The sequence below is a fragment of the Microbispora amethystogenes genome (assembly GCF_016863015.1).
GTDB lineage: Bacteria > Actinomycetota > Actinomycetes > Streptosporangiales > Streptosporangiaceae > Microbispora > Microbispora amethystogenes.
Map to the genome: position 1 here is coordinate 1 of NZ_BOOB01000071.1, position 26,755 is coordinate 26,755.

At 70.1% G+C, this 26,755-nt stretch carries 18 protein-coding genes and 1 pseudogene; 6 read left to right on the forward strand and 13 right to left on the reverse strand.

Translation table 11 applies throughout. From position 1 onward, the window contains the following. From Mam01_RS34975 to Mam01_RS34985, 3 genes and pseudogenes are all read right to left on the reverse strand, one after another. Positions 1-488: pseudogene (locus Mam01_RS34975) on the reverse strand (trypsin-like serine peptidase); the annotation flags it as partial. 474 nt (positions 489-962) lie between these two features. Further along, on the reverse strand, positions 963-2,147 hold the full coding sequence (locus Mam01_RS34980; RefSeq protein WP_204289519.1) for a trypsin-like serine peptidase: 1,185 nt from the start codon (positions 2,145-2,147) through the stop codon (positions 963-965). 282 nt (positions 2,148-2,429) lie between these two features. After that, positions 2,430-3,557: a trypsin-like serine peptidase gene (locus tag Mam01_RS34985; protein WP_204289520.1), complete on the reverse strand. Its 1,128-nt coding sequence runs from the start codon at positions 3,555-3,557 to the stop codon at positions 2,430-2,432. A 209-nt stretch (positions 3,558-3,766) separates the two neighbouring features. On the opposite strand from Mam01_RS34985, the gene Mam01_RS34990 reads away from it, so the two are divergent. Continuing rightward, entirely contained in the window at positions 3,767-4,228 is a 462-nt protein-coding gene (locus Mam01_RS34990; RefSeq protein WP_204289521.1) for an SSI family serine proteinase inhibitor, read from the forward strand. Positions 4,229-4,401: 173 nt separating this feature from the next. Here the strand turns inward: Mam01_RS34990 and Mam01_RS34995 are convergent, their stop codons facing one another. Continuing rightward, the gene (locus Mam01_RS34995; protein ID WP_204289522.1) at positions 4,402-5,526 is read right to left on the reverse strand and encodes a trypsin-like serine peptidase; all 1,125 of its coding nucleotides are present in this window, start codon (positions 5,524-5,526) and stop codon (positions 4,402-4,404) included. 330 nt (positions 5,527-5,856) lie between these two features. On the opposite strand from Mam01_RS34995, the gene Mam01_RS35000 reads away from it, so the two are divergent. Further along, complete coding sequence (locus Mam01_RS35000; protein WP_204289523.1) at positions 5,857-6,819, forward strand: zinc-binding dehydrogenase; 963 nt, start codon at positions 5,857-5,859, stop codon at positions 6,817-6,819. Between the two features lie 39 nt (positions 6,820-6,858). Here the strand turns inward: Mam01_RS35000 and Mam01_RS35005 are convergent, their stop codons facing one another. The 6 genes from Mam01_RS35005 to Mam01_RS35030 form a co-directional block, all read right to left on the reverse strand. Beyond that, a complete protein-coding gene (locus tag Mam01_RS35005; protein ID WP_204289524.1) occupies positions 6,859-7,635 on the reverse strand; it encodes a PadR family transcriptional regulator in 777 nt (258 codons plus the stop codon). Then, positions 7,632-8,459 (reverse strand): DUF4097 family beta strand repeat-containing protein, encoded by an 828-nt coding sequence (locus Mam01_RS35010; RefSeq protein ID WP_150940041.1) that lies wholly within the window; start codon positions 8,457-8,459, stop codon positions 7,632-7,634. The genes Mam01_RS35005 and Mam01_RS35010 overlap by 4 nt, the downstream gene beginning before the upstream one ends. Before the next feature lie 93 nt (positions 8,460-8,552). Further along, complete coding sequence (locus Mam01_RS35015; RefSeq protein ID WP_191910467.1) at positions 8,553-8,729, reverse strand: DUF6104 family protein; 177 nt, start codon at positions 8,727-8,729, stop codon at positions 8,553-8,555. A gap of 84 nt (positions 8,730-8,813) precedes the next feature. Beyond that, positions 8,814-12,536, reverse strand: coding sequence for a multifunctional oxoglutarate decarboxylase/oxoglutarate dehydrogenase thiamine pyrophosphate-binding subunit/dihydrolipoyllysine-residue succinyltransferase subunit (locus Mam01_RS35020; protein ID WP_204289525.1), 3,723 nt, complete (start codon positions 12,534-12,536; stop codon positions 8,814-8,816). A gap of 197 nt (positions 12,537-12,733) precedes the next feature. Next, on the reverse strand, positions 12,734-13,375 hold the full coding sequence (locus Mam01_RS35025; protein WP_204289526.1) for a B3/B4 domain-containing protein: 642 nt from the start codon (positions 13,373-13,375) through the stop codon (positions 12,734-12,736). Between the two features lie 140 nt (positions 13,376-13,515). Continuing rightward, entirely contained in the window at positions 13,516-16,059 is a 2,544-nt protein-coding gene (locus Mam01_RS35030; protein ID WP_204289527.1) for a glycoside hydrolase family 9 protein, read from the reverse strand. Between the two features lie 460 nt (positions 16,060-16,519). Between Mam01_RS35030 and Mam01_RS35035 the strand changes: the two genes are divergently transcribed. Both Mam01_RS35035 and Mam01_RS35040 read left to right on the forward strand, forming a co-directional pair. Further along, positions 16,520-17,581 (forward strand): MBL fold metallo-hydrolase, encoded by a 1,062-nt coding sequence (locus Mam01_RS35035; protein ID WP_204289528.1) that lies wholly within the window; start codon positions 16,520-16,522, stop codon positions 17,579-17,581. A gap of 597 nt (positions 17,582-18,178) precedes the next feature. Next, on the forward strand, positions 18,179-20,674 hold the full coding sequence (locus Mam01_RS35040) for an HNH endonuclease signature motif containing protein (protein ID WP_239101852.1): 2,496 nt from the start codon (positions 18,179-18,181) through the stop codon (positions 20,672-20,674). Between the two features lie 106 nt (positions 20,675-20,780). On the opposite strand, the gene Mam01_RS35045 is transcribed toward Mam01_RS35040, so the two are convergent. The 3 genes from Mam01_RS35045 to Mam01_RS35055 form a co-directional block, all read right to left on the reverse strand. Further along, the gene (locus Mam01_RS35045; protein WP_204289530.1) at positions 20,781-21,839 is read right to left on the reverse strand and encodes an NAD(P)H-dependent amine dehydrogenase family protein; all 1,059 of its coding nucleotides are present in this window, start codon (positions 21,837-21,839) and stop codon (positions 20,781-20,783) included. Between the two features lie 168 nt (positions 21,840-22,007). Continuing rightward, on the reverse strand, positions 22,008-24,368 hold the full coding sequence (locus tag Mam01_RS35050; protein WP_204289531.1) for a glycoside hydrolase family 65 protein: 2,361 nt from the start codon (positions 24,366-24,368) through the stop codon (positions 22,008-22,010). Beyond that, positions 24,365-25,144, reverse strand: coding sequence for a beta-phosphoglucomutase family hydrolase (locus tag Mam01_RS35055; RefSeq protein ID WP_204289532.1), 780 nt, complete (start codon positions 25,142-25,144; stop codon positions 24,365-24,367). Before Mam01_RS35055 ends, Mam01_RS35050 begins: the two co-directional genes overlap by 4 nt. A gap of 159 nt (positions 25,145-25,303) precedes the next feature. Here Mam01_RS35055 and Mam01_RS35060 point away from each other — a divergent pair, with 159 nt between their 5' ends. Further along, complete coding sequence (locus Mam01_RS35060) at positions 25,304-26,491, forward strand: ROK family transcriptional regulator (RefSeq protein ID WP_204289533.1); 1,188 nt, start codon at positions 25,304-25,306, stop codon at positions 26,489-26,491. Positions 26,492-26,509: 18 nt separating this feature from the next. Further along, the coding region (locus tag Mam01_RS35065; protein WP_204289534.1) for an ATP-binding cassette domain-containing protein at positions 26,510-26,755 on the forward strand (246 nt) is incomplete at its 3' end.

Here is a 26,755-nt window from a genome sequence, read left to right on the forward strand (position 1 = left end):
ATGAAGACCCAGTTGTCCATGGTGGTGGCGTTGGACTCGGTGTCGTAGACACAGTGTCCGGCGGTCGCGACCATGTTGTGGTAGGCCGACTGCACGGAGGTGGCGGTGCACCAGTGCGGCTTGCCGTCGGCGCCGCGGAAGAACACCTTGCCCGTGGTCTTGGGCAGGTTCACGTTCTTCGACTTGGCGGCGGTCTTCTTCTCGTCGCCGATCGCCGGAACCACGCCGGGCTTGCTGTCGGCCGACGGGCCACCCTTGGAGAGGTGCTTGGCGGCGACCTTGGTCTCGACGGTGTACGGCGTGGCGCCGATCAGGTTCGCCTTGTTGTTGGCGTGCCAGTACGAGGCGACCGCGTAGGCGGCGATGCCGTTGGTGGCGAGTGCGTCGCTGGCGACGTCCTGCGGGGTGGCCTGAGCCGGGGCGGCGAGGCCCGCGGCCAGGAGGCCGGCGGTGGCGACGAGGCCACCGAAAGCCAGAGTGCGCTTCATGGGGAACTCCTTGGTCTGTCGTGAGACGCCTCTTGCGTCCCATCCGTCAGAAGAGGGATGGCCAGACCATACAGCCCCGATTTGGACCGAAACAGGCGAACAAGCTGGGGTTCGGACCCCCGCAGGACGCCGAGATCTTCGCGTTACCTGACTGACGGTGCGCAAACCTTTCTGTCGACCCGTCCCCCGGATCATTTCCGCAGTCTGGGAGTTCCCTGGGAGTTTTCTGACCGAACGCTGTGGAGAGAAGTGACCACGAGGCCAGGTTCCCGATGTGATGCAAATCACATCGAATAGATGGAACGGATCGTGTCGACGCGGTTTGACCTGGTCATTCGCATCGGGCAGCGTCGCCTTTCCCCATTGCTGGGTTTACACCTCCCGCACAGAATTTCCGTCGGTACGCCGGAAGGCCCGGCTGGGGACAGCCGGGCCTTCCGTGGGGGGTGTCGCCGCGTGCGGCGATCAGGCGGATCAGGCGATGGAGCCGGACCAGACGTTGGCGGCGGCCTTGTAGACGCCGTAGGTCTCGCCGTCGAAGTACGGGGAGACGCTGGTGTCGATCCGGTCGTTGCCGTCGGTGTCGGAGACACCGCTGGTGACGCCGTTCAGGTAGCCCAGGCGGCGGCTGCTCTGGTAGTTGAGCAGCCACGCCGAGCCCGAGGAGCCCTCACCGGTGAAGGAGGACTTCACGCCCACCAGTTCCTCGGCCTTCACGGCCGGGGCCTTGGCGGCGAAGGTCTTGCCGTACGACCACTTGAGGGTGTTGCCGGAGAAGGCGTGGTTGCCGTCCGGGTGCGAGCCGCTCGGGTAGCCGAACACGTAGACGTACTTGCCGACCTTCTGGTTGTAGGCGAAGCCCTGGCCGCCGACGTTGTCGCCGAGGCGACCGGCGTCGGTGAACTTGACCACGTAGTACTTGCCGCCCTTGGCCTTGCGGATGAAGCGGTCGTACCTGTCGTACTCCTTCTTGCTGACCTGCTTCCAGCTCCACTCGGCGACGTTGCGCAGGTCGCCGCCACGGCCGGCCTTGATGCCGTTGTAGACGGTCACGAACGCGTAGTCGCGGTCGCCGTCCTCGTAGACGTCGAAGTCGTAGTGGGTGTAGGCCGTCTTGCCGACGTAGATGCCCCACGGGGCCTTGCCCTGGTAGTAACCGGGCACGAAGACCCAGTACTTCATGGTGGCCTTGTTCGACTCGGTGTCGTACACGCAGTGGCCGGCGGTGGCGACCACGTTGTGGTACTTCGACTGCAGCGAGGTGGCGGTGCACCAGTGCGGCCGGTGGTCGGCGCCGACGAAGAAGACCTTGCCGGTGGTGCGCGGCAGGTTCACGTTCTTGGAAGAGCCGCTGGCCTTGGTACCGCCGCCGGTGGGGGCGACGGTGCCCGGCTTGCTGTCCGCGGACGGCCCGCCCTTGGAGATGTGCTTCGCCGGGACCAGGGTCTCGTGGTCGTACGGGGTGGCGTTGACCAGGTTGGCGGCCTTCTCGCTGAGCCAGAAGGCGACGATGTTCTTCGCGGCGATCCCGCTCGCGGCCAGGGTGTCCGAGGCCGTGTCACGGGCGGCCTGAGCCGGCACTGCCAGGGTGGCCCCGACGAGGCCGGCGGCGGCGATGCCTCCGATGGGGAGGATCAGGCGCCTGACTCGGGTGTTCATGAATCTCCAGGTGCTGTCGTGTGGTACGCCTCAGGCGTCCCACCCGTGTGTAAAGGGCTAGTAAAGACAGTACCTGCGCTCTTTGCCCCCGTTTTACGTGCTTTCCGGGTAGTCCCGCCCGTTACTTGACGGTTATCTTCGACAGCCCTTGTCAGGAAGCGGATCACGAATCGGCATCGGCGCAGGTCCGGTCGAGAGCGGTCCGTGTAAAGATCGGTACGCAGCGCGACTACCAGGGAGGTCGCGGTGTGAGCTAAATCACATCGAGAACATGAGCCAGGCTCAGCCGGTGCCCTGCCGGCACGCCTGCGTGTACACCCGCCGGGTGAGCGTGTTGAAGTACGGCGTGGAGGCGGCGTCGAGACGCCCGCCACCGCTGAGGTTCCAGGTCAGGCTGGTGACCCCGGTCAGGTAGCCGGTCCGCTTGGCGGAGTTGTAGCCGACGACCCAGGGGCCGCCGCTCGCGCCGGCGGTGAAGGCGCAGCCGGGCAGGCGCACCCCGTGCTCCAGTTGCCAGGTCGGCGCGCTGACGGTCTTCTTCTCCGTCGTGCCGGAGCAGGTCCGCACGGTCTGGCCGTCGTACGGGCGGGTGCCGTCGGGGTGCGCCCCCGCGGGGTAGCCGAAGGCGCTGACGCGCCGGGCGAGCGGCTTGGCGGAGGTGAACAGGAAGGCGCCGGCCTTGTCCTCCAGGCGTCCCACGTCAACCGCCCGATACTTGAACCTGCCCTGCTCCGTGTACGGCTGCCAGGTGAAGCCCCGGTGCACGGTCACGAAGGCGTAGTCGCGGTCGAAGTCGCCCTGGCCCGCGAAGTCCTCGTGCATGTAGAGCGTGTGGCCGACGAAGATCCCCTTGGGGGCCACCCCGTCGTGGTAGGACGGGATGAAGATCCAGTTCTCCACCGGCTTGTCCTGGGCCAGCGCGTACGCGCAGTGCCCGGCGGTGGCGACGAGGTTGCGGTGGGCCGAGTGGACCGCGGAGGCGGAGCACCAGTACTGCTTGTCGCCCACCTTGAAGAAGACCTTGCCCACCATCGGCGGGGCGTCGCCGAGGGGGGAGGCGGACGTCCGCCGAAGCGGAGCCGCGCCCCGGCTCACCTCGCCGGGGACCATCTCCAGCGCCGAGGTGGTGCTCTTCGCCGACGGCGACGGCTTCGTGCTCGGCACGTAACTGCTCGCCTGCTTGAGCCGCTCGGGACTCCAGTACGCCGCCACCCGCTCCTTGTCCGCCTGGGCCGGTGCGAGGGCGAAGCTGCTGACCCCGCTCCTGCTGAGACCGCTCACGACGGAGACCGGGGCGGCGGCGATGGGGGGCGAGGCCGTCGCGGGTGTGGCCGGTCCCTGGCTCCAGAGCACGGCGGCCAGGCCCGCGGCGGCGGCGGCGCCACCGGCGAGTGCGAGCTTCCTGGTCACCGTGGACCTCTCAGATGGGAGATATGGATAGTAAGGGGTGATTTTTCCAGATCCACACGGTTCAGGCACACCTTCTTGCCCAGCTCGTTATGAAACCAGCGGAACCGAAGCGGTCTGTGGTACGTCAGATTTCCTTGTGGCGCGGAGTGTGCGCTTGCTCGGAGGCACCCCCACGAGAACGCTGGCACCAGCGAAAACGGGGGGATCGAATGAGAACGCTGCTTGTCCTGCTCGCCGGTGCGGCCCTGGCCGCCGGCCCGTCCGGCCACGCGTCGGCGTCCGACCACAGAGGGGTGAGGGGCCTGCCCGCGCCGCCGTCACTCGAGATCGGGCGACAGGCTCCCCCGTCCCCGGCCGCCCGCGTACGCGTGGCGATCCTGACCGTGGAGAACGGCGGGCAGGCGGATCCGCCGGCCCGCTCGGCCTTCCTGAACTGCTCCCCGGTGGGCGGTTCGCATCCCCACCCGGCCGAGGCGTGCGCGCGGCTGAGAAGAGCGGTCCTCGATCCGGCGGTGCTGAAGCGGCCCGGCACGGGGCCCTGCACGATGCTCTACTCACCTGTGACGGTCACCGCCAGCGGTATCTGGGACGGGAAGTACTTCCAGCTCCGGCACACCTTCGGCAACGACTGCGAGATGCGGTCGGTCACCGGTGCGCTGGCCGACTTCTGATGCGGACGCCTGACGCTTCCGCCATTCCACCGCATCAGGCGTAGGCGGGCCGTAAGCCGCCTTCGGAGCGGCATGCACGGAGACATGCGAAGGGCCCGGCGGTCGCCCGCCGGGCCCTCGTCCACCTGGACGTGCGCGCCTGACCGAATGGCCGTGCGGTCAGGCCGCCCGCGTCACTGCGTCCACCGGTTGGCGGCCGCCGCGTAGACGTCGTAGGTCTCGCTGTTGAAGTACGGCGAGGAGATCCGGTCGTACCGGTCGTTGCCGTCGCTGTCCCAGGCAACGCTGTTGATGCCGTTCAGGTAGCCCTTCCGGGTCCTGCTCCTGTAGTCGAGCAGCCACGGGCCGCCGCTCGCGCCGGCGGTCATGCCGCATTTGAACCCGATGTGCTCCTGGAGGTTGTACTTCGGCGCGGCCGGCATGGGAGTCGTCCGGCCGTAGCACCACTTCATCGTCCGCCCGGTGAACGGCCGGTCGCCGTCCGGGTGCGGGCCCGCCGGGTAGCCGAACGAGAACACCCTGACCTTCGTGCTGCGGTTCCAGGTGAAGCCCTGGCCGCCCACGTTGTCGCCCAGGCGGCCGGCCGGGGTGGTCGTGTACTGCGTGGTGGAGCCGACCTTCTTCGGCGTGAGCCGGAAGCCCGACGACACGTTCACGAACGCGTAGTCGTAGTCGTAGTCCTCCTTGACCACGAAGTCGTCGTGCGCCTGGAACCACTTGGCGGGATAGATGCCGTACGGCGCCTTGCCCTCCCACACCTGGTTGCCGTCCCAGTAGGAGGGGATGAAGATCCAGTTGTCGTAGAACTGGTTCGACACCGGGTCGTACACGCAGTGCGCCGAGGTGGCGACCACGTTGCGGAACCTGCTCTGCACGGACGTGCCGGAGCAGTACTTCCAGCTCCGGGGGTCGAGCGGGTTCTGGCCGGGCAGCGTGAAGAACACCCGGCCGACCGTGTTCGGCAGATTGACCTGCCGGGACACCCCCGCCTTGGTCTTCTCCGCGCCGATCGGCGGGACCGTTCCCGGCTTGCCGTCCGGGGTGGTCGTGCTGACCTTGCCGAAGCCCTTGACGGAGTTGCCGAGTTCCTCGCTGTAGTCCTTGGCCGCCCGCATCCGTTGCGGGGACCAGAAGGAGACCGCCTGGGCGGGCGTCTGGGGCGCCGCCTTGACGGTCACGTCACCGGGACCGGTCTGCGCCGAGGCCGCCGGTTGGGTGACGCCGACCACGCCGACCACACCGGCCGCGACGAGCGCGCCGGCGAGGGGGATGGTCAGGCGTCGTGCTCGGGGGATCATGAAGCTCCTTTCCCTGGGACGATGAGGGTGCGTCCCATTCAGCAGGAAAACGCTCCGAAGATTAACGACCGGATCTCCCCGGCTGTGGTGCTTATAACCAGAACAATCGGCAGATTGCCCTATCCGTTATCGATAGCGGCTGGTTATGGCTCATGTCTTCCCAGTTCAGCAGGGGTGTGCTGGGGTATGTCGCCTTACCGGACGATGGGTTCACCGCCATTCTTGACGGGTCTTGATTGATTTCCGGCGCTCTGGTCCCGGTAATAACCCCACGCATCAAATTGGACAGCTCAAAACGGACAGACCTGGCGTGCGCGGTAGTGTGCTGGCATGTTCGCCGTCACCGCCACACAGACCGATCCGGACGACCCGCTGAAGGGCCTGACGCTGGGTGAGCGCCCCGAGCCCGCCGTACCGGAGGGCTGGACCACCGTCACGGTCCGGGCCGCCTCGCTCAACCACCACGACCTGTGGACCCTGAAGGGCGTGGGGATCAGCCAGGACCGGTTGCCGGTCGTGCTCGGCTGCGACGCCGCGGGAGTGGACGAGGACGGCGAGGAGGTCGTCGTCCACGCCGTGATCGGTACGCCGGTGGACGGCGACGAGACCCTCGACCCGGCCCGCTCGCTGCTGTCGGAGAGGTACGACGGCACGTTCGCCGAGAAGGTCGCGGTGCCCCGGCGCAACCTGGTGCGAAAGCCCGCCGCGCTCTCCTTCGAGGAGGCCGCCTGCCTGCCCACGGCCTGGCTGACGGCCTACCGCATGCTGTTCGACAAGGCCGGGCTGGAGCCGGGCTCGACCATTCTCGTCCAGGGCGCGGGCGGCGGCGTGGCGACCGCGCTGATCGCGCTCGGCCGGGCCGCCGGATACCGCGTCTGGGCGACGAGCCGGTCGGAGCACAAGCGGGAGCGGGCCCTCGGCCTCGGCGCCGACCAGGTCTTCGAGACGAACGCCCGCCTGCCCGAGCGGGTGGACGCCGTCATGGAGACGGTCGGCGAGGCCACCTGGAAGCACTCGCTCAGCTCCCTGCGCCCCGGTGGCCGCATCGTCACCTGCGGCGCGACGAGCGGCATGGTCGCCCCGACACAACTCGCGCAGGTCTACTTCCTGCAGAAGTCGATCATCGGCTCGACGATGGGGACGCGCGAGCAGCTCGCGCGGCTCGCGGTCTTCCTCGAGCAGACGGGCGTACGGCCGGTGATCGACCGGGTGATGCCGCTCACCGAGGCGGAGGAGGGCTTCGCGGCCGTGCACCGGGGCGACGTCTTCGGCAAGGTGGTCTTCACCCTCTGACGGCCATCCTGAGCCCGGTGAGCGCGGTGGTGAGCGCGGTCAGGAGCGCATGGCGCGGCGGATCCGTTCCGCGGCCTCGTCGAGTGCGGCCCGGCACTCCGCCAGCGCCTCCTCACTCGGCGCGCCCGTCCCGGAGGGATCCCCGGGAGACTCGGCGAGAGAGCGGTGGACGTCGGTGACGAAGTCGGCCAGCATCCGGCTGAGAGCGGGGTCGGGACCGGTGGGGGCGCCCTCGCGCCGGCTCCCGCCGAACCCCCACGACTCCTCCCAGATGCGGCGCCACTCCTGCTGCCAGCGGTCGCGCTCCTCCTGCCACTCGTGCTTGTGGCGGCGCCACTCCTCCTTCTGCCTGCGCCACTCCTCCCTGGCCTGGTCGCGGTGCCGCTGCCACTCCTCCTTCTGGGTCCGGCCCACGTCCCGGCCGTCGTCGCCGATGTCCCGGGCCATCTGGGTGAGCTCGTCGCGCAGGGACCGTACGGTCTGCCGCACGTCCTCCTTCACCTCCCGGGCGATGTCCTGGACCGAGGCGGTGATCTCCTGCTCCAGCTCGGCCAGCTCGTCCATCCGGTCGGTCAGCTCGGCCCGTCCCTTGTCGGTCAGCGTGAAGACCTTCTTGCCGTCCACGACCTCATGGGTGACCAGGCCCTCGTCCTCCAGACGGGCCAGCCGGGGATAGATGGTGCCGGGGGAGGGGGAGTAGACGCCGAGGAACCGGTCCTGCAGCAGCCGGATGACCTCGTATCCGTGCCGAGGACTCTCCTCCAGCAGCTTCAGCAGGTACAGCCGCAGCCGCCCATGCCCGAAAACCGGACTCATGCCTTCTCCTCCTCTTCCCGCCCGCCGGTGGGGGGACCGCTCAGCAGGGTGACGTCGCCCGACATGGTGGTCGCGGAGAGCGAGGCCATGCCGCCGCCCAGCCGGCCGCCGAGCGTACGGACGCCGGGCACCGTGGTGGGCTCCAGCCCGGGGAACGCCGACTCGACCCTGCCGGAGGTCGAGCGGACGGTCACGTCGGCGTCCACGGAGCGCGGGAGCCGTACGACGACGGCGCCGGACACGCTGTGCATCGTGACGTGACCGGTGGGCGTGAGCTCCAGGTCGGCGGTGATCCGGCCGGACACCGTGTTCGCGCGCAGCCGCCGCGGCCTGCCTCCGGCGACGGTCAGCTCACCGGAGACGCTGCCGAACGACAGGTCGCCGGCCATGCCCCGGCTCTCCACCGAGCCCGAGACGGTCTCGGCCTGCACCTCGCCGCTGACGCCGTCGAGGACGATCTCCCCCGAGACGCTCTTCACCCCGGTGGTCCCCTCCATGCCGGTGACCAGGGCGGAGGCCGAGACGACACCGGCCTGCACGGGACAGGTGCTCGGCACGGTGAGCGTCAGCGTGGTGCGGCGCGAGCCCGGGCGTAACCACCCGAGGATGCCGTCCCACGTCAGGTCCTTGTACGTGACCGTCAGGCGGCCGTCGGCCTCGTCGTGGGTCACCAGCAGCGGCGCCCCCTCCACCTCCGTCACCTCCAGGGTGGGCGGGCCGTCACTGGCCAGCACGGCCAGCCGGCCGGCCACGATCCGCACGTTCAGCGCGGTCACCTTGCCGAACGTGAGCTGCCCGGGGGAGTCGATCGTCCATTGGGGCATCGCCGAGCCCTTCCATGCGAAGTCCTGCCGTCCACAAACACGATATATCGCGTCTGTGGAAAGTCAAGATGTATCGCGTTCGGTCGGGTGGTCTCAGTCCTCGTCGTCGTCCAAGCGGGCGAGCCAGGTGGCCAGCCGCTCCACGGGCACCTCGAACTCGGGATTGAGATCCACGAACTCGCGCAGCCGCTCGGCGAGCCAGCCGATGCCGACCTCCTCCTCGCCGCGCCGCTCGACGAGCTCCTCGATCCCCTTGTCGGTGAAGTACATGCCTCGCTCCAGTGAATTACCTGATCATGAGGAGAGGTCCCCCACATGTCGCGGGGGACCTCCTCAATCCTGCGGGAACGCCGGTCAGTCGAAGATCTCGTCGAGCATGCCGCGCAGCTCCGCGTCGTGCTTGGAGTGGGAGCCGACGGCCGGCGACGAGTTCGGCGTACGCGAGACCCTGCGGAGGGCGCGGCCGCCGAGCAGGTCGGGCCGTTCGGTCAGCTTGAGCGCCAGGTAGGGCCACGGGCCCATGTTGACCGGCTCGTCCTGCGCCCAGAGCAGCTCCGCGTCGGCGCCGTAGCGGGACAGCTCGGCCTTGAGCGGGTTCTCCGGGAAGGGGTAGATGCGTTCGAGCCGGACGAGCGCCACGTCCTTCCTGCCGTCCTTCTCGCGCCGGGCGAGCAGGTCGTAGTAGATCCTGCCGGAGCAGACCACGATCTTCCGGACCGCCGCCGGGTCCACCGTCGCGTCGCCGATGACCGGGCGGAAGGCGCCGGAGGTGAACTCCGACGTGGCCGAGGCCGCCGCCTTGAGCCGCAGCAGCGACTTGGGCGTGAACACGACCAGCGGCTTGCGCCGTTCCGACAGCACCTGCCAGCGCAGCAGGTGGAAGTAGCTCGCCGGGGTGCTCGGCTGCGCCACCGTCATGTTGTCCTGCGCGCACAGCTGCAGGTAGCGCTCGATCCGGCCGGAGGAGTGGTCCGGCCCCTGGCCCTCGTAGCCGTGCGGCAGCAGCAGCACGACGGAGGAGCGCTGGCCCCACTTCTGCTCACCCGACGAGATGAACTCGTCGATGATCGACTGGGCGCCGTTGGCGAAGTCGCCGAACTGCGCCTCCCAGAGGACCAGGGTGTCCGGGCGGACCACGCTGTAGCCGTACTCGAAGCCCATCGCGGCGAACTCGCTGAGCAGCGAGTCGTACACGTAGAACTTCGTCGTGCCGTGGTTGAACGTCTTGAGCGGCGTGTGCTCCTCGCCGGTGGTCCGGTCGACCAGCACGGCGTGGCGCTGGCCGAAGGTGCCGCGGCGGGAGTCCTGCCCGACGAGGCGCACCGGGTGGTCGTCGATGAGCAGCGAGCCGAACGCGAGCATCTCACCGGTCGCCCAGTCGATCGAGTCCTCGGCGATCATCGCGCCGCGGCGCTGGATGACCGGGGCGAGACGCGGGTGGACGGTGAAGCCTTCGGGCAGGTTGAGCTGCGTGTCGACGACCCGCTTGACGACCTCCTCCGAGATCGCCGTCTTGGTGTCCTCGTGCGACCACTGGAACACCTCGTCCGGCTCGGGTACCACGACCGAGCCCGGTTCGAGCGGGTGCCTGGTCGCCTCCCGGGTCTCGGTGAAGGCCCGTTCCAGCTGCTCCTGGTAGTCGCGCAGGGCCTGCTCGGCCTCCTCGACCGTGATGTCGCCGCGGCCGATCAGCGCCTCGGTGTACAGCTTGCGGGTCGAGCGCTTGGCGTCGATCAGGTCGTACATCAGCGGCTGGGTGAAGGCCGGGTTGTCGGTCTCGTTGTGGCCGCGCCGGCGGTAGCAGATCAGGTCGATGACCACGTCCTTGCGGAACGCCTGGCGGTACTCGTAGGCGAGCCGCCCGACGCGGACGACGGCCTCGGGGTCGTCGCCGTTCACGTGGAAGATCGGCGCCTGGATCATCCGGGCGACGTCGGTCGCGTACACGCTCGACCGCGAGGACGCGGGGGAGGTGGTGAAGCCGACCTGGTTGTTGACCACGATGTGCACGGTGCCGCCGGTGCGGTAGCCGCGCAGCTGGGACAGGTGCAGGGTCTCGGCGACCACGCCCTGCCCGGCGAACGCCGCGTCGCCGTGGACGAGCACGGGCAGGACGGTGAAGCCCTCCTCGCCGCGCTCCAGCAGGTCCTGCTTGGCCCGGACCACGCCCTCCAGGACGGGGTCGACGGCCTCCAGGTGCGAGGGGTTCGCCACCACCGACGTGCTGATCTTGTTGCCGTCGGGGTCGGTGAAGTCGCCGCTCGCGCCGAGGTGGTACTTCACGTCGCCCGAGCCGTGCGCGCTGCGCGGGTCGATGTTGCCCTCGAACTCGCCGAACACCTGGGCGTACGACTTGCCCACGATGTTGGCCAGCACGTTGAGCCGGCCGCGGTGGGCCATGCCGATGACGACCTCGTCGAGACGCTCGCCCGCGGCGGAGCAGATCACCGAGTCGAGCAGCGGGATCAGCGACTCGCCGCCCTCCAGCGAGAACCGCTTCTGGCCGACGTACTTGGTCTGCAGGAACGTCTCGAACGCCTCGGCGGTGTTGAGCCTGCGCAGGATGTGCAGCTGCTCCTCGCGGTCGGGCTTGGCGTGCGGCCGCTCCACGCGCGCCTGGATCCAGGCTCGCTCCTCGGGGTTCTGGATGTGCATGTACTCGATGCCGACCGTGCGGCAGTACGAGTCGCGCAGCACGCCGAGGATGTCGCGCAGCTTCATCAGGGGCTTCCCGCCGAAGCCGCCGGTCGGGAACTCGCGCTCCAGGTCCCACAGCGTCAGGCCGTGCGACTGGATGTCGAGGTCGGGGTGCTTGCGCTGGCGGTACTCCAGCGGGTCGGTGTCGGCCATGAGGTGGCCGCGGACCCGGTAGGCGTGGATCAGCTCCAGCACGCGCGCGGACTTGGCCACGTCGTCGTCGTGGGTGGCCGAGATGTCCTGGACCCAGCGGACCGGCTCGTACGGGATGCGCAGCGACTCGAAGATCTCGTCGTAGAAGCCGTCGGAGCCGAGCAGGAGCTGGTGGATCCGGCGCAGGAAGTCACCCGACTGGGCGCCCTGGATGATCCGGTGGTCGTAGGTCGAGGTGATCGTCATCACCTTGCTGATGGCCAGGCGGGACAGCGTCTCCGCGGAGGCGCCCTGGTACTCCGCCGGGTACTCCATCGCGCCGACGCCGATGATCGTGCCCTGGCCGGGCATGAGACGCGGCACCGAGTGGACCGTGCCGATCGTGCCGGGGTTCGTCAGGGAGATCGTGGTGGCCTGGAAGTCCTCCACGCCCAGCTTGCCCGCGCGGGCCTTGCGCACGATCTCCTCGTACGCCGTCCAGAACTGGCGGAAGTCGAGCGTCTCGGCCCGCTTGATCGAGGGCACCAGGAGCTGGCGGGTGCCGTCGCTCTTCTGCACGTCGATGGCGAGGCCGAGCCCGACGTGCTCCGGCTTGACCAGAACCGGCTTGCCGTCCACCTCGGCGTACGAGTGGTTCATCTCGGGCATGGACTCCAGCGCCCGGACGATCGCGTAGCCGATGAGGTGGGTGAAGGAGATCTTGCCGCCGCGCCCGCGGGACAGGTGGTTGTTGATGACGATGCGGTTGTCGATCAGCAGCTTGGCGGGCACCGCGCGGACGCTGGTGGCGGTCGGGACCGCCAGCGAGGCCTCCATGTTGGCGGCGGTGCGCGCCGCGGCGCCGCGCAGCTTCTCCTCCGCCGCGCCGGCCGGGACCGGGGTGGAGGCCTGCTTGGCGGGCTGCTTCACCGGCTGCTTCACCGGCTGGGCGGCGGGCTGCTTGGCCGGCGCGGGCGCCGTGGCCTGAGGAGCGGGCTGCGTCGTCTGCGGGGCCGGGCTCACCGGGGCGGGAGCCTCGGGGGCGGCCGTCGTGGCCGTGCCGTTCGCGGCGCCGGCGGGCTTCGGTGGAGCGGGCTTGCCCGTCCCGTTGTAGTCAGCGAAGAAGTGCCACCAGGCCTGGTCCACAGACTCGGGATCTTCAAGATACTTCTGGTACAACTCGTCGACAAGCCACTCATTTTGCCCGAAGCTTGCCAGCGGGTTTGTCCGCGACGACTCAGACGACACGGCGGAAATCGCCCTCTTCCGCAGATCGGCGTTGATGTTTGGTGAACCTGTCCAAGGCTACTCGCCTCACACACCGAGGTGCGCCCGCGCGGGTCACCGGTCCCGGCCCATCCTCCCAGGATCGATCAAACAGGTCACGCGCGGATAGTCCGTCTGGGTGGTGAGGTGTCCCTCACCCTCTGGTCATCACGACTGGCTCACCCGAGGAGCCGCGACTCGATCCGGATATCGGGAGCTATAGCGGACAGCATACCCGCGAGGTCCTCACCGGCCGCATGCAGTGCCGGGATGGAGAGCGGTTCGAGCCGTTCCAGGAGGAACAGCGCGTCGGCCGTCTCCTCGGTGATCCTCGTCCTGACGCACTGCCGCCAGTTCCACCTCCGGCAGGTGACGCCCTCGTCGTCGCGCCACACCACCTCGCCGATCGCGGGCTCGCCCAGCGCCTCCTCCGACGGCTCGTCGCCCGCCGCGCGGACCAGCCGGGCGGTGCCCCGGTAGCGGCGCAGGTCCTCGCCGCCGATCGGCAGGCCGTGCCGTACGGACACGGCGTTGTAGGCGTCGACCACCAAGTTGATCTCGGGCAGCGGCAGGCGGCGGACGAGCGCGTCCACCGACGGGCGGGTCCGCTGGGGCTTGGCCCCGAAGGCGCGGTACGCCGAGCGCCACGCCTCGATCCTCTCGTCGTCCGGCGGCACGGCGCCGGCCGCCGCGTCGGCCAGCCACTGCCGCGAACGGTCGTCGGAGGGGCCGTTACGCAGGCCGTACGCGCACACGACCAGGACGGCGAAGTCCGGACGCAGCGCCGTGACGGCGTCGTCCACCCAGATGTCGTCGATCACGCCCCACAGCGTAGTGCCCGGGTCCGCCGGCCTCGCCGGAATGGAACCGGCCGCCGCCTCTGCTGAGGCGGCGGCCGGGGTCGTGGGTCACAGCGCCGTGCTGATCAGGCCGATCAGGCTGATCAGCCTGATCGGACTGCTCAGGAGGAGCAGGCGGCGCCGTTCAGGGTGAACAGGTCAGGCGTGGGGTTGGCCCCCGGCGCCGGCGACTGGCCGTTGAAGCCGAGGACGACCGTCTGGCCCGGGTAGAGGGTCTTGTTCCACGCCTGGTTGGAGGCGGTCACGGTGGCCGCATCCTGCGAGAAGTCGGCGCTCCAGCCGTGGTCGACCTTCTGCCCGCCCAGGAAGGACCACCGGAGCTTCCAGCCGTCGATGGCCTTCGTACCGGTGTTCACGAGCGTGATCTGGGTGGTGAAACCGGTCGGCCAGGACCCGTGCGTGGTGTAGGTGACCTTGCACGTGCCGGGGGCCTTGACCGTGCCGTCGCCCTGGTCGGCGATGAACGCCGAGATCCACGACATCGGCGAGTTCCAGTTGATCGTCAGCTCGTTGGTCGCCCACGAGCCGATGTCGTCGATGTAGCAGAACTGCGCCACGCAGCCCCTCAGCTTCGCCTGGGCCACCGGGTCCTGGATGCTGGAGTTGGGGCCGCCCGCGAGCGTGCCGCGCGGCGGGTTCGGCAGCGAGGTGTCCAGCGAGTGGGCGTACCACCTGCTGTGCTGGTTCTTCGACGCCACCTCGCCGTAACCGGTCACGTACGACTGGTTGAGCGCGTTGCGGCCGAGGATGTAGTCGACGCCCTGCAGCACGCCGTCGCGATACTTCAGGTCGCCGGTGATGTCATAGGCCGTGGCCATGACCACCATGTTGTTGAGGACGATGCTGTTCGATCCCCAGTCGTAGGACGCCGCGTCGTACGGCAGGCCGTACGGGTGGGCCTTCAGCGTGGCGAGGTACTTGTCCGCGCCGGCCACGACCGAGGCGCGCACCTCGCTGCGGCCGGGCAGGGCGTTGGGCACGGTCGCCAGGTCGAGGCGGCCGAGCGCCGCGACGTTGCCCCAGTCCATGGCGCCCGTGTTCCAGATGTCGGCGGTGTGCAGCGGCGAGGCGAGGACGAAGTCCTTGTACTCGTTCTCACCGGTGGTGATGTAGAGCTCGGCCGCCGCCCAGTAGAACTCGTCGCTGACCTTGGCGTCGTCGTAGGTGCCGCCGCCGACGCCGTCGGAGGAGGAGGCGAGCAGGTTCGGGTTCGCCTTGGCCGCCGTCCACGCCTTCTTCGCCGCCGCGAGGTTCTTCGCGGCGAACGCGGCGTCGTACGGCGCGAAGATCCGGGCGGCCTGGGCGGCGGTCGCGGCGAGGTTCAGCGTCGCGGCCGTGCTGACCGGGTGCAGCTCGCGCTTCTGCGGGTCCAGGTGCGGCAGCAGCGGCAGGCCGGTCCAGTTCTCGTCGTGGATCTTGTGGTGGACCATGCCGTCGGACCGCTGCATCTTCAGCAGGAACTCCTGCTCCCAGCGGGCCTCGTCGAGCACGTCGGGAACGGCGTCGCCGCTCTCGGGGATGTTCAGGCTGCCGATGGGCTTGGCGGTCGGGGCGTTCTTGGTCCGCTCGAACTCGCTCATGATCTGGGCGACCGAGATGCCGCCGTTGACCACGTACTTGCCGTGGTCGCCCGCGTCGTACCAGCCGCCGGACACGTCGAGGCGGTAGTCGCAGACGCCCGGCTGGCAGGGGACGTTCTTGTCGCCCTGGTTGGGAGCCACGTCCACGTGACCGGCGGGACGGCCGTACCCGGGCCGCAGCGCGTCGTCGATCGCGATGCCGCTGCGCTGGGTGTAGTAGAACTTCAGCGCGTCGAGCTTGAGGTCGGCGTACGCGTCCGGCTTGATGTCGAACGGCCGGCTGGTCTCACCGTCGGCGGTGAGCGTGTAGCCCGTGCCCGCCTTGACGTACGAGGTGAAGTCGATCGAGTGGACGTTCTGGTTCGAGCTGGCGTCCACGCCGCGCGGGGTCGTCGAGCCGTGCGCGACCACGGTCCCGGCGGAGTTCTTGAGCTGCCAGGGCAGCGCACTGGTGGCGTCGGTGACCACGGTGGCGTTCTTGGGGCCCTTGGGCAGGTAGGCCACCTGGTTCACCCGCACCCGCGGACCGGTGTCGGGCTTGTAGACGTCCGGCGGCGCGCCGCCCTTGAGCGAGACGTTGTCGACGCAGAAGCGCCACGGCGTCGCGCTGCCGCCGATCTGGAAGACGACCTGGGCGTTGGGCAGGTCGACCGGCGAGGTGAACGTGTAGCTGTAGGTGTTGCCCGAGACGCTGACCTCGGGGGCCGCCGCCACGTACTGGGTGTAGGGATCGGTCGGCAGCTGGACGAACGCCCTGGCGACCTTCGCCGGGTCGGCGGTGGCGAAGAAGCTGAACGCGTAGGACTCGTCCTTCACCAGCGGGATGTCGTTGACGCCGATGATCGCGTCCCAGGGGTTGACCGTCCCGCCGGGGACGTTCGTGCAGAGCCGGCCGCCGGACAGCTCGAAGTCCAGGTTCGAGGTGTGCCACCACGGGTCGGCGGTGGTGTCGAACGTGCCGTTGGGGATCTGTTCCGGGCCCTCGTCCGCCGTGACGGGAGGCGCGCCGGTCAGGCTGGCCGCGGCCAGTGCCGCCACGGCGAGAATGCCGATTCTTCTGAGCACAGTGGTCCTCGGGGTGGTCCTCGGGGTGTCCGCGAGGGGTGATGGTGGAGAGTCGGGTGTGGGAGTGGTGGTGTGGGAGCGCTCCCAAAGGGGAGCGGCACTGATGTTTCCGCCGGATTTCCAGGGGAGTCAACGACGGCCGCGGTCCTGCCCGCGTGACCGGCGGTCGGGGAAGCGCGTCGCTGAAACTTTCATTTCCGCGAAGGGGATCTTCGCGGAGCACGCGGGTTGCCGGCGTCCCCCGGCGTGGAGCAGGAGGTCTTCCGCGTACGGGACCCGCGCGTGCCGACGCCGGCGTCGGCTGGAGCGGTTCGCCGCCCACCCGCGCCGCGGCCGGGCGGGAGGCGGGCGCGGGTGAACGTGGTGTGTCTCGACGCGCGGCTCCCGGGGACCCGGTAGAACGACATTCGGTTCAGCGCGGCACAATCGGGCAGCGGAGCTGCGAGAGGGGCGTGGACCGGTGAGCAAGGAGAGCGTGACGGCGGCGAACGAGGCGCAACGCGCGGCGTGGCGTGGCGGCGGGCTGCCGGAGGTCGAGCGGGTGCGTCCGGGGCTGTGGTCGATCCCCGTCCCGATCCCGATCAACCCCTTGCGCTACGTCCTGGTCTACGCGCTCGAAGTCCCCGATGGAGTGGTCATCATCGACGCCGGATGGAACACCGGCGAGGCGTACGACGCGCTCGTGGCGGGGCTCGGGACGGCCGGATACGAGATCACGGACGTGAAGGCCGTGCTGGTCACGCACATCCACCCCGACCACTACGGCCTGGCCGGGCGCGTACGGGAGGTCTCGGGCGCCTGGATCGGGCTGCATCCGGCCGACGCCCGCCTCATCCGAGGCCGCTACGACGACGCGGCGATCGACGATCTCGTCGAGCAGGAGCGCGCGCTGCTGCTCCGCTGCGGCGTGCCGGACCTGACGGCGCAGGAACTGGCGGGCGCGTCGGTCATGTTGCGCCAGTTCGTGACGATGGCGGCGCCCGACCGGCTCATCGAGGACGGCGACCGGCTCGATCTGCCCGGCTGGGACCTCCGGGCGGTGTGGACCCCCGGCCACTCGCCCGGCCACCTGTGCTTCGCCGAGCCGGAGCGCAGGCTGCTGTTCTCCGGCGATCACGTGCTGGCGAGGATCACGCCGATGGTCGCGGTGCACCCGCAGTCGCCGCCCAACCCGCTGGCCGACTATCTCGACGCGCTGCGCGCGGTGGGCAAGCTCGACGTGGAGGAGGTGCTGCCCGCCCACGAGTACCGTTTCCTGGAACTGGACGCCCGGGTGGACCACGTCATCGCGCACCACGAGGAGCGGCTCGCGGAGATACGGCGGGTCGTCGCGGACGGCGACGGCCCGGCCTGCTGGGACATCGCCACCCGGCTGAGCTGGTCGCGCCCGTGGGAGACGATCCCCACGCACATGCGCAGGACGGCCAACGGCGAGACCCTCGCCCACCTGGTCTGGCTGGAACATCGCGGCCAGGTCACCCGAGTGCCCGGCGAACCCGACCGCTGGTACCCCGCCGGCTGAGCCGTACGGAAACGCCCTTCTGAGCCGCCCCCGACACCGCCCCGCCCCGCGCTTCACCGCCCTTTACCGGGCCGCCCGCTTCGCCACCCTTTACCGGGCCGCGCGCTTCACCGCCGCGCTTTACCGGGCCGCGCGCTTCACCGCCGCGCTGCGGCACTGCGGCCCGTAGCCTGCGGCGCTGCTCCGTCACCGGATAGCGCGCGCCACCGCCCCGCCCCCCGCACCGCGCCTGATGCGGCGTGTCGCGTCCTGTTCCATGCCATGCCATGCCATGCCATGCCGTGCCGTGCCGTGCCGCATCGCCTCGCACTCGGCACTACACCGCACAGGTGCGCCGGCCACTGAAAGCGACGAGGACCGGTGAACAGGCCGTTGATCAGGGTGCGCGGCCCGCCCCAGCTGCGAAAACCCACCTCTCGGCTGACGTCACGCCTCATGTCCGGGAAGAGAAGCTGGACCTGGGAAAGCATAAAAGTCCGGGTCATATCCGTAGATGCGAAGTTAACCTGCAGCCCCAACTAATCGCCGCGCTGGGGTGTTCACAGTGCGTCACCGTAGGAGAATTAATACAGGCTTTCGAATTGATGGGGAGGTGTGATGGATCTGTTCGACTCTGACCCTGCTCACTCTCATCGTTCGAACGATGACGGCGATGGCGACTGGTGGGAGCGGCTCATCTCTCGCTCGCCCCTTTGGTCGTCCGAGGGCGCGCTTGCCCGTGAATACGTGCCGATCGTTGAGCCCCGGGCGCGGAAGCACGCGAGCCGGTTCGACGAACCGGCGGAATCGCCCAGCTCTGCCCGCCCACCCGATACTCGTCGCGGCCATGCGCCCGGTGCTGACTACGCCGGTGATGAGACCGCGAGTGGCGTCTCTACTGACAGCGCCAGAGGCGCCGACAGCGGCACTCCCGGTGAGATTCCCGAGGGTGCGTTCGATGGTGCTACTCGAGCTGGCCGAGGCGATGCGGGCCGGAACAATGCGGGCCATCGGCATGTCGGCCGGAATCGGGATGCCGGTGCCGACCAGAGCGATACGGGTCGGGACCACGATGCCGGCCGGGATCGCGGTGATCGGGACGCCGGTAGGGCGCCTGGTGGTGCGTCTGATGGTGCTTCCTGCGGTGCTTCCTGCGGTGCTTCCTGCGGTGCTTGTGGTGGTGCTTCTGGCGCAGGGTCGTCGTCGTGGGTGGCGGTGGCTGCGGTTGCTGAGGCGGCGCGGGCGGTGGCGCTGGTGCCAGTGCCCGAGGCGGCGGAGGTGTGTCTGGCTGAGGCCGAGGAGTTGTTGTCGGCTCGCGATCGGATCACTTCGGCGTTGGCGGCCCGGGTCGGGCGGGTGCATCGGGCGGGGGAGGCGAAGAGTCATGGGCATGCGTCCACCAAGTTGTGGTTGCGGTCTGCTGGGGGGATGACCATTCCCGGTGCCAGTCGCCTGTTGACGATGAGCATGGAGCTGGTCCGCCTGCAGGACGTGCGCCGCCTGTTCGCGGAGGGCAGCCTGGCCGAGGGGATCGTGGAGGCGATCTGCACGGCCACCGCCGGGCTGACCGAGGACCAGGCGAAGACGGCTGAGGGGATCTTGCTGGAGCTGGCGAGATCGGCGGGCGCGGCGGAGGTGGCCAAGGCGGGGCGATATCTGCGGGCGGTGCTGGACCCCGACGGGCACGAGAAGGACGAACAAACCGACTTCGACCGCCGGTTCTTCCGGGTTCGCCGGCGCAGGAGCGGCGGTGTGGAGGGGGAGTTCTACCTGCCGGTGGAGGCCGCCGCACGGTTGCAGCACCTGTTCGACGCCTACGCCAAGCCCAAGGCCGAGGGCGATGACCGCACGCTGAGCATGCGGAACGCCGACGCGCTGATCGCGTTCCTGGACAACAAGATCGCCACCGAGCTTCTGGTGCTGGTCAACGCCGAGTCCCTCCCCGACGACCCCCCGAGCAGCACTGCCTCCGACGACGGCGAGCCCACCAGTGAGGAGTCCGCCGGCGAAGAGTCAGCGGGTGCGAAGCCTGGCACTCGACCATCGACCGTCAGCCCCGAACACACAGTCACAGTGCCCCCGGCGGGCGGTGATCGCTCTGCCGACGAGGACGGCAGCTCGGTCGTTACGCCCTCCGCAGGAGACGCCACCTTCCCTGCCGTCTCCTCCGCCGCCGCAGGTGCGGGCGCTGACGCACAGGAGCATGGCACCGGCCGCGCAGCCGCCGGTAGCTCACCCACGAACGGTCCGGCTGCCGCCTGGCCGCACTTCGACCCGACCGAGAGCCACGAGCGCGGCGACCTGAACCGCGATAACGTCCAGCAGGGCCTCGCCGACGACCCCGGCGCTCAAGAAGAGGGGATCGAGCAGGGTTACCGCAGAAACCGAGCGCGGCGGTCGCAGCACGCACGCCCGCAGCAGGCGCATGCCCCTGATCCTCCACCGGAGCACAGCGCTCCGCCGGGTGCGGAACACGGCGGCGACAACCCCTGGGCGGGAGACGATGCCTGGCCGGGAGGTAACGCCTGGGCTGGGGCGGGAGCCGATGCGCCGCCGGGTGCGGAATACGGCGACGACGCCTGGCCGGGGGGTGAGCCCTGGCTGGGAGGTGAGGCCTGGGCGGGGGCGGGAGCGGATGCGCCGCCGGGGAACAGACCGCCGGGGGTGGGGGTGAATGGTCCGCCGGGGGTGTGGTTGCGGGGGTTGCCGGGGCTGATCCTGGCGACCGGGCATCTGCTGCCCGTCTCCAGCGTGCACCGGCTGGCTCGCACCAGCACTTTGGTGAGGATCGTCATGGACGCCGCGGGACAGGTGCTGGACATGGGCCGTAAGGTCCGCTTGGCCACCCCGGCGCAGCGGCGGGCCGTCTTCGCCCGGTATGCCACCTGCTGGGTCGACGGCTGCCCCCTGCCCGCCACCCTGTGCCAGATCGACCACGCCGACGACTGGTGCAGCGGAGGGCTGACCGACCTCAACCTGCTCGGGCCGGCGTGCCAGTTCCACAACCGCGACCGCTACCGCCACCCCACCCGCTACACCCGCCGCAACATCGGCGACGACCGCTGGGCCTTCACCTACCGCAACCCCCGTATCACCCGGAGGCTGAGGACGTGACGCGCGCAAGACGCCGCGTGATCGGGCACGGGCCGCGACGCGTTCACGCGCGCGGTCGGACACGCCCCAGCGAAGGGGGAAGCACGGCGGAGGCGGGTGCGGCACGTCAGGCCAGCCGTACGGCTCCCCGGCCGGTGGCGAGTGGAAGGTCGAGGAGCGTGCGGATGCCCGGCGGGGCCGCGCACACGGCGGCGATCGAGTTGACCGCGTGGGCCGCCGCCCCGGCCAGCCCCTGGGTCATGTCGTCGATCGTGACCGCCATGCCGGGCCGTCCCTGGACGTGCATGGTGAAACCGAGGTCACCCCACTGCGGCACCCGGCGGCCGTCGGCCTTGTAGACGCACTCGACCGTGATGAACGGCCGGCTGCGCGCCAGTCCGGTGAACACCCAGCGGGACGCGCAGATCGTGCCCTTGCGCACCTCGCCCGCCGCGATGTCGAAGTCCTCGGTCGCGAGCAGGTACTCGTCGGTCTCCTCCACCTCGTCCAGCGGTACGTCCAGCGCGGCGGCGACAAGCTGGACGCTCTCGCCGAACAGCGCGCGCTGGAAGGCGCGGAACGGCCGGACGGACGTGCTGTAGTCGTCGGGCTCCCGGCCGAAGCCCATCAGGTCGGCGGCGATGCGCGGGGAGGGATGCCCCCGGTAGTCCGAGCACTCCCGGACATAGATGTGGTCGAGCCGGTCCGAGAGCCCGGTCAGCGCCAGGGGCAGCAGGTCGCTCATGAAGCCCGGGTTGATGCCCGTGCCGTGCAGGGACGTCCCGCCCCGGGCGCAGGCCGCCTCCAGGCGGTCCACCAGTCCCGGCCCGTACGCGCGGGGATAGACGAAGCCGGTGGTGGTGACGACGTTCTTGCCCGAGCCGAGCAGTGCGCAGATGGTCTCGGCGTCGGTCCCGGGATCGCCGCCGAAATAGGACGCGGGCAGTGGCATGTGCAGCACGCAGTCGGCCTCGGTGGCGAGCATCCGTTCGGCGTCGTCGGTGCAGGCGAGTCCGACGGGCCCGAGCCCCACCAGTTCACCGGCGTCCCGGCCCACCTTGTCCCGGTCGTAGACGAGCACCCCGGCGAGCTCGAACTCCGGACGCGTGATCACGCTGCGCAGGGCGCGTCCACCGACCGCGCCCGTGGCCCACTGGATCACGCGCAGGGGAGCGGACGAGGACATGCGTGCCTCCAGCGGGTTCGCTCGGGCGTGACCGCGCGGTGAGAGGGGAGTCGCCGATCCGCGCCCAGTTCGGGACAGGAACTGAGGAACGTTCACGAGCAACGCTCACTGTACGCCGCCGGGCCGCCGTGGCCTGCCCGAACGGGGATATCGCCTGGGGATGTCGCCTCAGGGAACCACCGGGCGCCGGGGCGGCGGCTCACGGCCGGGCGGCTGCGTGATCCCCAGTTCGGGGAAGGGCGGCGGCGGGTTGCTCCGGGACTGCGGCCGCGCGCCGAGCGTCAGGTTCTCACCGTGATGCGCCAGCGTGACCGGCGAGCCGTGCAGCAGCCGGTACGTCGTGCCCTCGGACGTGACGTCGACCCGCAGCAGGCGTCCGCGGTAGCGCATCCGGAAGGTGAGCCGGGTGATCCCCGAGGGCAGGCGGGGGGCGAAGCACAACCGCCCCTCGCCCGCGCGCATGCCGCCGAACCCCGCCACCAGCGCGATCCACGCCCCGGCCAGCGATGCCATGTGGACGCCGTCGCGGGTGTTGTGCTGCAGGTCGCGCAGGTCGATGAGCGCCGCCTCCCCGAGATAAGCGTAGGCGAGCGCGAGCTGACCGACCTCGGCGGCGAGCACGGCCTGGGTGGCGGCCGACAGCGAGGAGTCCCGCACCGTCAGCGCCTCGTAGTAGGCGAAGTTGCGGGCCTTCTGCTCCGGCGTGAACGCCTCGCCGCACAGATGCATGGCCAGCACGAGATCGGCCTGTTTGATCACCTGCTTGCGGTAGAGGTCGAAGTAGGGGAAGTGGAGCAGCAGCGGATACTGGTCGGGCCGGGTGTTCTCGAAGTCCCACACCGCGTGCCCGGTGTAGCCCTCGCTCTGCGCGTGGACCCCCAGCCGCTCGTCGTACGGGAGGTACATCGCGGCGGCGGCGTCGCGCCACATCGCGGTCTCCTCAAGGGTGACGCCGAGCTGCCCGGCCCGGTCGAGATGGCGGACGGTCGCGGCGGTGGCGGCGCGCAGGTTCCGGCGGGCCATGAGGTTCGTGTAGAGGTTGTTGTCGGAGACCGCGCTGTACTCGTCCGGGCCGGTCACCCCGTCGATGCGGTAGCGGCCCTCGGCGTCGTGGTGGCCGAGCGCGCACCACAGGCGCGCGGTCGCGACCAGCAGCGGCAGGCCGACGTCCCGCTCGAACGCGGTGTCCTCGGTCGCGTCGACGTACCGCGTCACCGCGTCGGCGATGTCGGCGTTGACGTGGAAGGCCGCGGTGCCCGCGGGCCAGTATCCCGAGCACTCCTCGCCGTTGATCGTGCGCCAGGGGAACGCCGCCCCGCCCAGCCCGAGCAGCTCCGCCCGCGCCTCGGCGAGCGGGAGGATCGACGCGCGCCACTCCAGCGCGTCGCGGGCGGCCCTGGGATAGGTGTACGTGGCGACCGGCAGCACGAAGCTCTCGGTGTCCCAGAACGCGTGCCCGTCGTAGCCGGAGCCGGTCAGCCCCTTGCCGGGAATGGGCCGCCGTTCCAGCCGGGCGCCCGCCTGGAGCAGGTGGAACAGCCCGAAGCGTACGGCCTGCTGCACCTCGGCGTCGCCCTCGACCTCGACGTCCGCGCCCGCCCAGTAGTCGTCGAGGAAGGCGCGCTGCTCGGCGCACAGGCCGTCCCAGCCGGTGAGCCGCGCCGCGGCCAGCGCGGCCACCACCTGGTCGTGCATCGCGGGCCGGGAGCGCTTGGCCGACCAGCCGTAGGCGAAGAACTTGTCCAGTCGCAGCCGCTCTCCGGGCTTCAGGCGGGTGGCGACCGTCACCCGGCTGACGTTGCCGCCGCCGTCGGAGTCGACCCGGGTGCCCTCGGGGCCGTCGACCTCGTGACGCATCGCGGCGGCGACCCGCAGCCGGCTGGCCCGGGTGGAGTGGACCATGACGCACACGCCGTCGCGGCCGGCCGTGTTCTCCTCCAGCACCAGTGGCGCCTCCAGGGCGGCGGCTGCGCGGGGGTCGGCGGCCGCCGTGGGGACGGTCTCGTTGGCCACCAGTTCCGACTGGACGACCACGTTGACCGGCTGGTCCACCGGTTCCACCTCATAGCGGATCGCGGCCACGGCCCGGTGGGTGTACGACACGAGCCGGGTGGAGCGCATCCGGATCTCCGCCCCGGCGGGAGAGCTCCAGCGCACCGTGCGGATGAGCGTCCCGGCCCGCAGGTCGAGGAGCCGCTCGTGCGAGTGGAGGGTGCCGTACCGCACGTCGAACGGCTCGTCGTCCACGAGCAGCCGGATCAGCTTGCCGTTGGTGACGTTGACCACCGTCTGCCCCGACTCGGGGTAGCCGTAGCCCGCCTCCGCGTACGGCAGGGGGCGCAGTTCGTAGAAGGAGTTGAGGTAGGTGCCGGGCAGTCCGTACGGCTCGCCCTCGTCGAGGTTGCCGCGCAGCCCGATGTGCCCGTTGGAGAGCGCGAACACCGACTCGGTCTGGGCGAGCACGTCGGTGTGCAGGCGGCACTCGCGGACCGACCACGGCTCGGTGGTGAAGGCGGGATGCCTGATCATCGCTCGTCCGGTCGCTGGTCCGGTTGCTCGTCCAGCAGGTCGGCGAGGTCGCTCACCACCGCGTCGGCGCCGTTGTCCCGCAGGGCCTGGGCCTGGTTCGCGCGGTCCACGCCCACCACCCAGGCGAAGCCGCCCGCGCGGCCGGCGGCGACCCCCGCCAGCGCGTCCTCGAAGACCGCCGCCGCGGCCGGCGGGATCCCCAGCGCCTCGGCGGCGGCGAGGAACATGTCGGGGGCCGGCTTGCCGGCCAGGCCGCGCTCGGCCGCCACCACACCGTCGATCCGCGCGTCGAACATCTCGGTGAGCCCGGCGGCGGCCAGCACGCGGGCGGTGTTGGCGCTGGAGGAGACGACCGCCCGGCGCAGGCCCGCCTCGCCGGCCGCGCGCAGATAACGCACCGAGCCTTCGAAGACCTCGACGCCCTGCCGGTCGAGGACCGCCTGGACCAGTGCGTTCTTGCGGTTGCTCAGGCCGTTGAGCGTGGGCATGCCCGGCGGGTCGTCCGGCTCGCCCTCCGGCAGGGTGATGTCCCGGGAGCGGAGGAACTCCCGCGTGCCGTCCAGGCGCTTCCTTCCGTCGACGTACCGGTCGTAGTCGCCGGTCTCGTCGAAGGGGACGAACGGCGTGCCGGTGGCGAGCGCCCGGTCGCGCAGGAAGGCGTCGAACATCTCCTTCCACGCCGCCGCGTGGACCCGCGCCGTACGTGTGAGCACGCCGTCCATGTCGAACAGGCAGCCGCGTACCCGCTCCGGCAACCCCAATGGCGACCCCGGCATCCGCCCTCCTCGCGTCCGTCTCTTCTCCTACCCGGTTCCGCTCCCCGTCCTGACTTTTGTTGGATTCAGCGAAAGAATGCATCAGATCGGTAAAAGGTCTTCCCTGTTGTGGGGAAAAGGGGTACGTTTCCAGCCAATCACGTGGACGCGGAGGCGTAGGTGAAACGGACGACCATCAGGCCGGAGAACGTCCATCAGGCCGCGCTTCTGCGCTTGCTGAGGGACGGCGGGCGCTCCCGCGCCGAGCTCGGCGACGTGGTGGATCTGTCGCGCTCGAAGCTCAACGTGGAGCTGGACCGGCTCGTCGAGCTGGGTCTGGCCGAGCCGGACGGGCTCGCCGCCTCGCGCGGCGGCCGGCGTTCGGGCCGTGTACGGCTGTCGCAGGCCACCCGCTTCGCCGGCATCGACGTCGGCGCCACCTCGATCGACGTCGCGGTGACCGACGGGGAGCTGAAGGTGCTCGGCCACCTCAGCGAGCCCTGCGACATCAGGGAGGGCCCCGCGGCGGTGCTCGACCGGGCGATCGACCTGCTCGGCAAGCTGCACAGGGACGGCCTGTACGACGAGCTGACCGGAGCGGGGATCGGTGTCCCCGGGCCGGTGAGCTTCGCCGAGGGCGTCCCCGTCGTACCGCCGATCATGCCCGGCTGGGACCGTTACCCCGTGCGGGAGACGATCGGCCAGGCGCTGTGCTGTCCCACGATGGTGGACAACGACGTCAACATCATGGCGCTGGGAGAGCTGCACACCGGTCTCGCCCGGAGTGTCGGCGACTTCCTGCTCGTGAAGATCGGCACCGGCATCGGCTGCGGCATCGTGGTGGACGGCAAGATCTACCGCGGTGTGTCCGGCAGCGCCGGCGACATCGGCCACATCCGGGTCGACGACCTCGGCCCGGTCTGCTCCTGCGGCAACTCCGGCTGCCTGGAGGCCTATTTCGGCGGGGCGGCGCTGGCCAGGGAAGCGGTCGAGGTGGCCCGCTCGGGCGGCTCGCCGTACCTGGCCGAACGGCTCGCGGTCGCGGGCACGCTGACGGCCGAGGACGTGGGGGCCGCGGCGGCGCAGGGCGACGCCGGGGCGATCGGGCTGATCCGCGACGGCGGACGCCGGGTGGGCCAGGTCCTGGCCAGCCTGGTCAGCTTCTTCAACCCCGGCCTGGTGATCATCGCGGGAGGCGTGGCCAAGCTGGGCCACGTGCTGCTCGCGGAGATCAGAAGCGTCGTCTACCGCCGGTCGCTGCCGCTCGCCACCGGCAACCTGCCGATCGTGCTTTCCGAACTCGGAGAGACCGCGGGTGTCATCGGCGCCACCCGACTGATCAGTGATCACGTCTACTCCGCCAACTGACCATCGTTGGGAGACCCCATGGGAGACGAGCACCCCCTGCTGCAGATGAGGGGGATCGTCAAGCAGTTCCCCGGCGTGCGCGCCCTGGACGGCGTCGATCTGGAAGTGCGAGCCGGCGAGGTGCACTGCCTGCTCGGCCAGAACGGCGCCGGGAAGTCGACGCTCATCAAGATCCTCTCCGGCGCGCACTCGCCCGACGAGGGCGAGGTGCTGCTCGACGGAGCCCCCGTACGGCTGGCGCCCCCCACCGCGGCCATGGCCCTC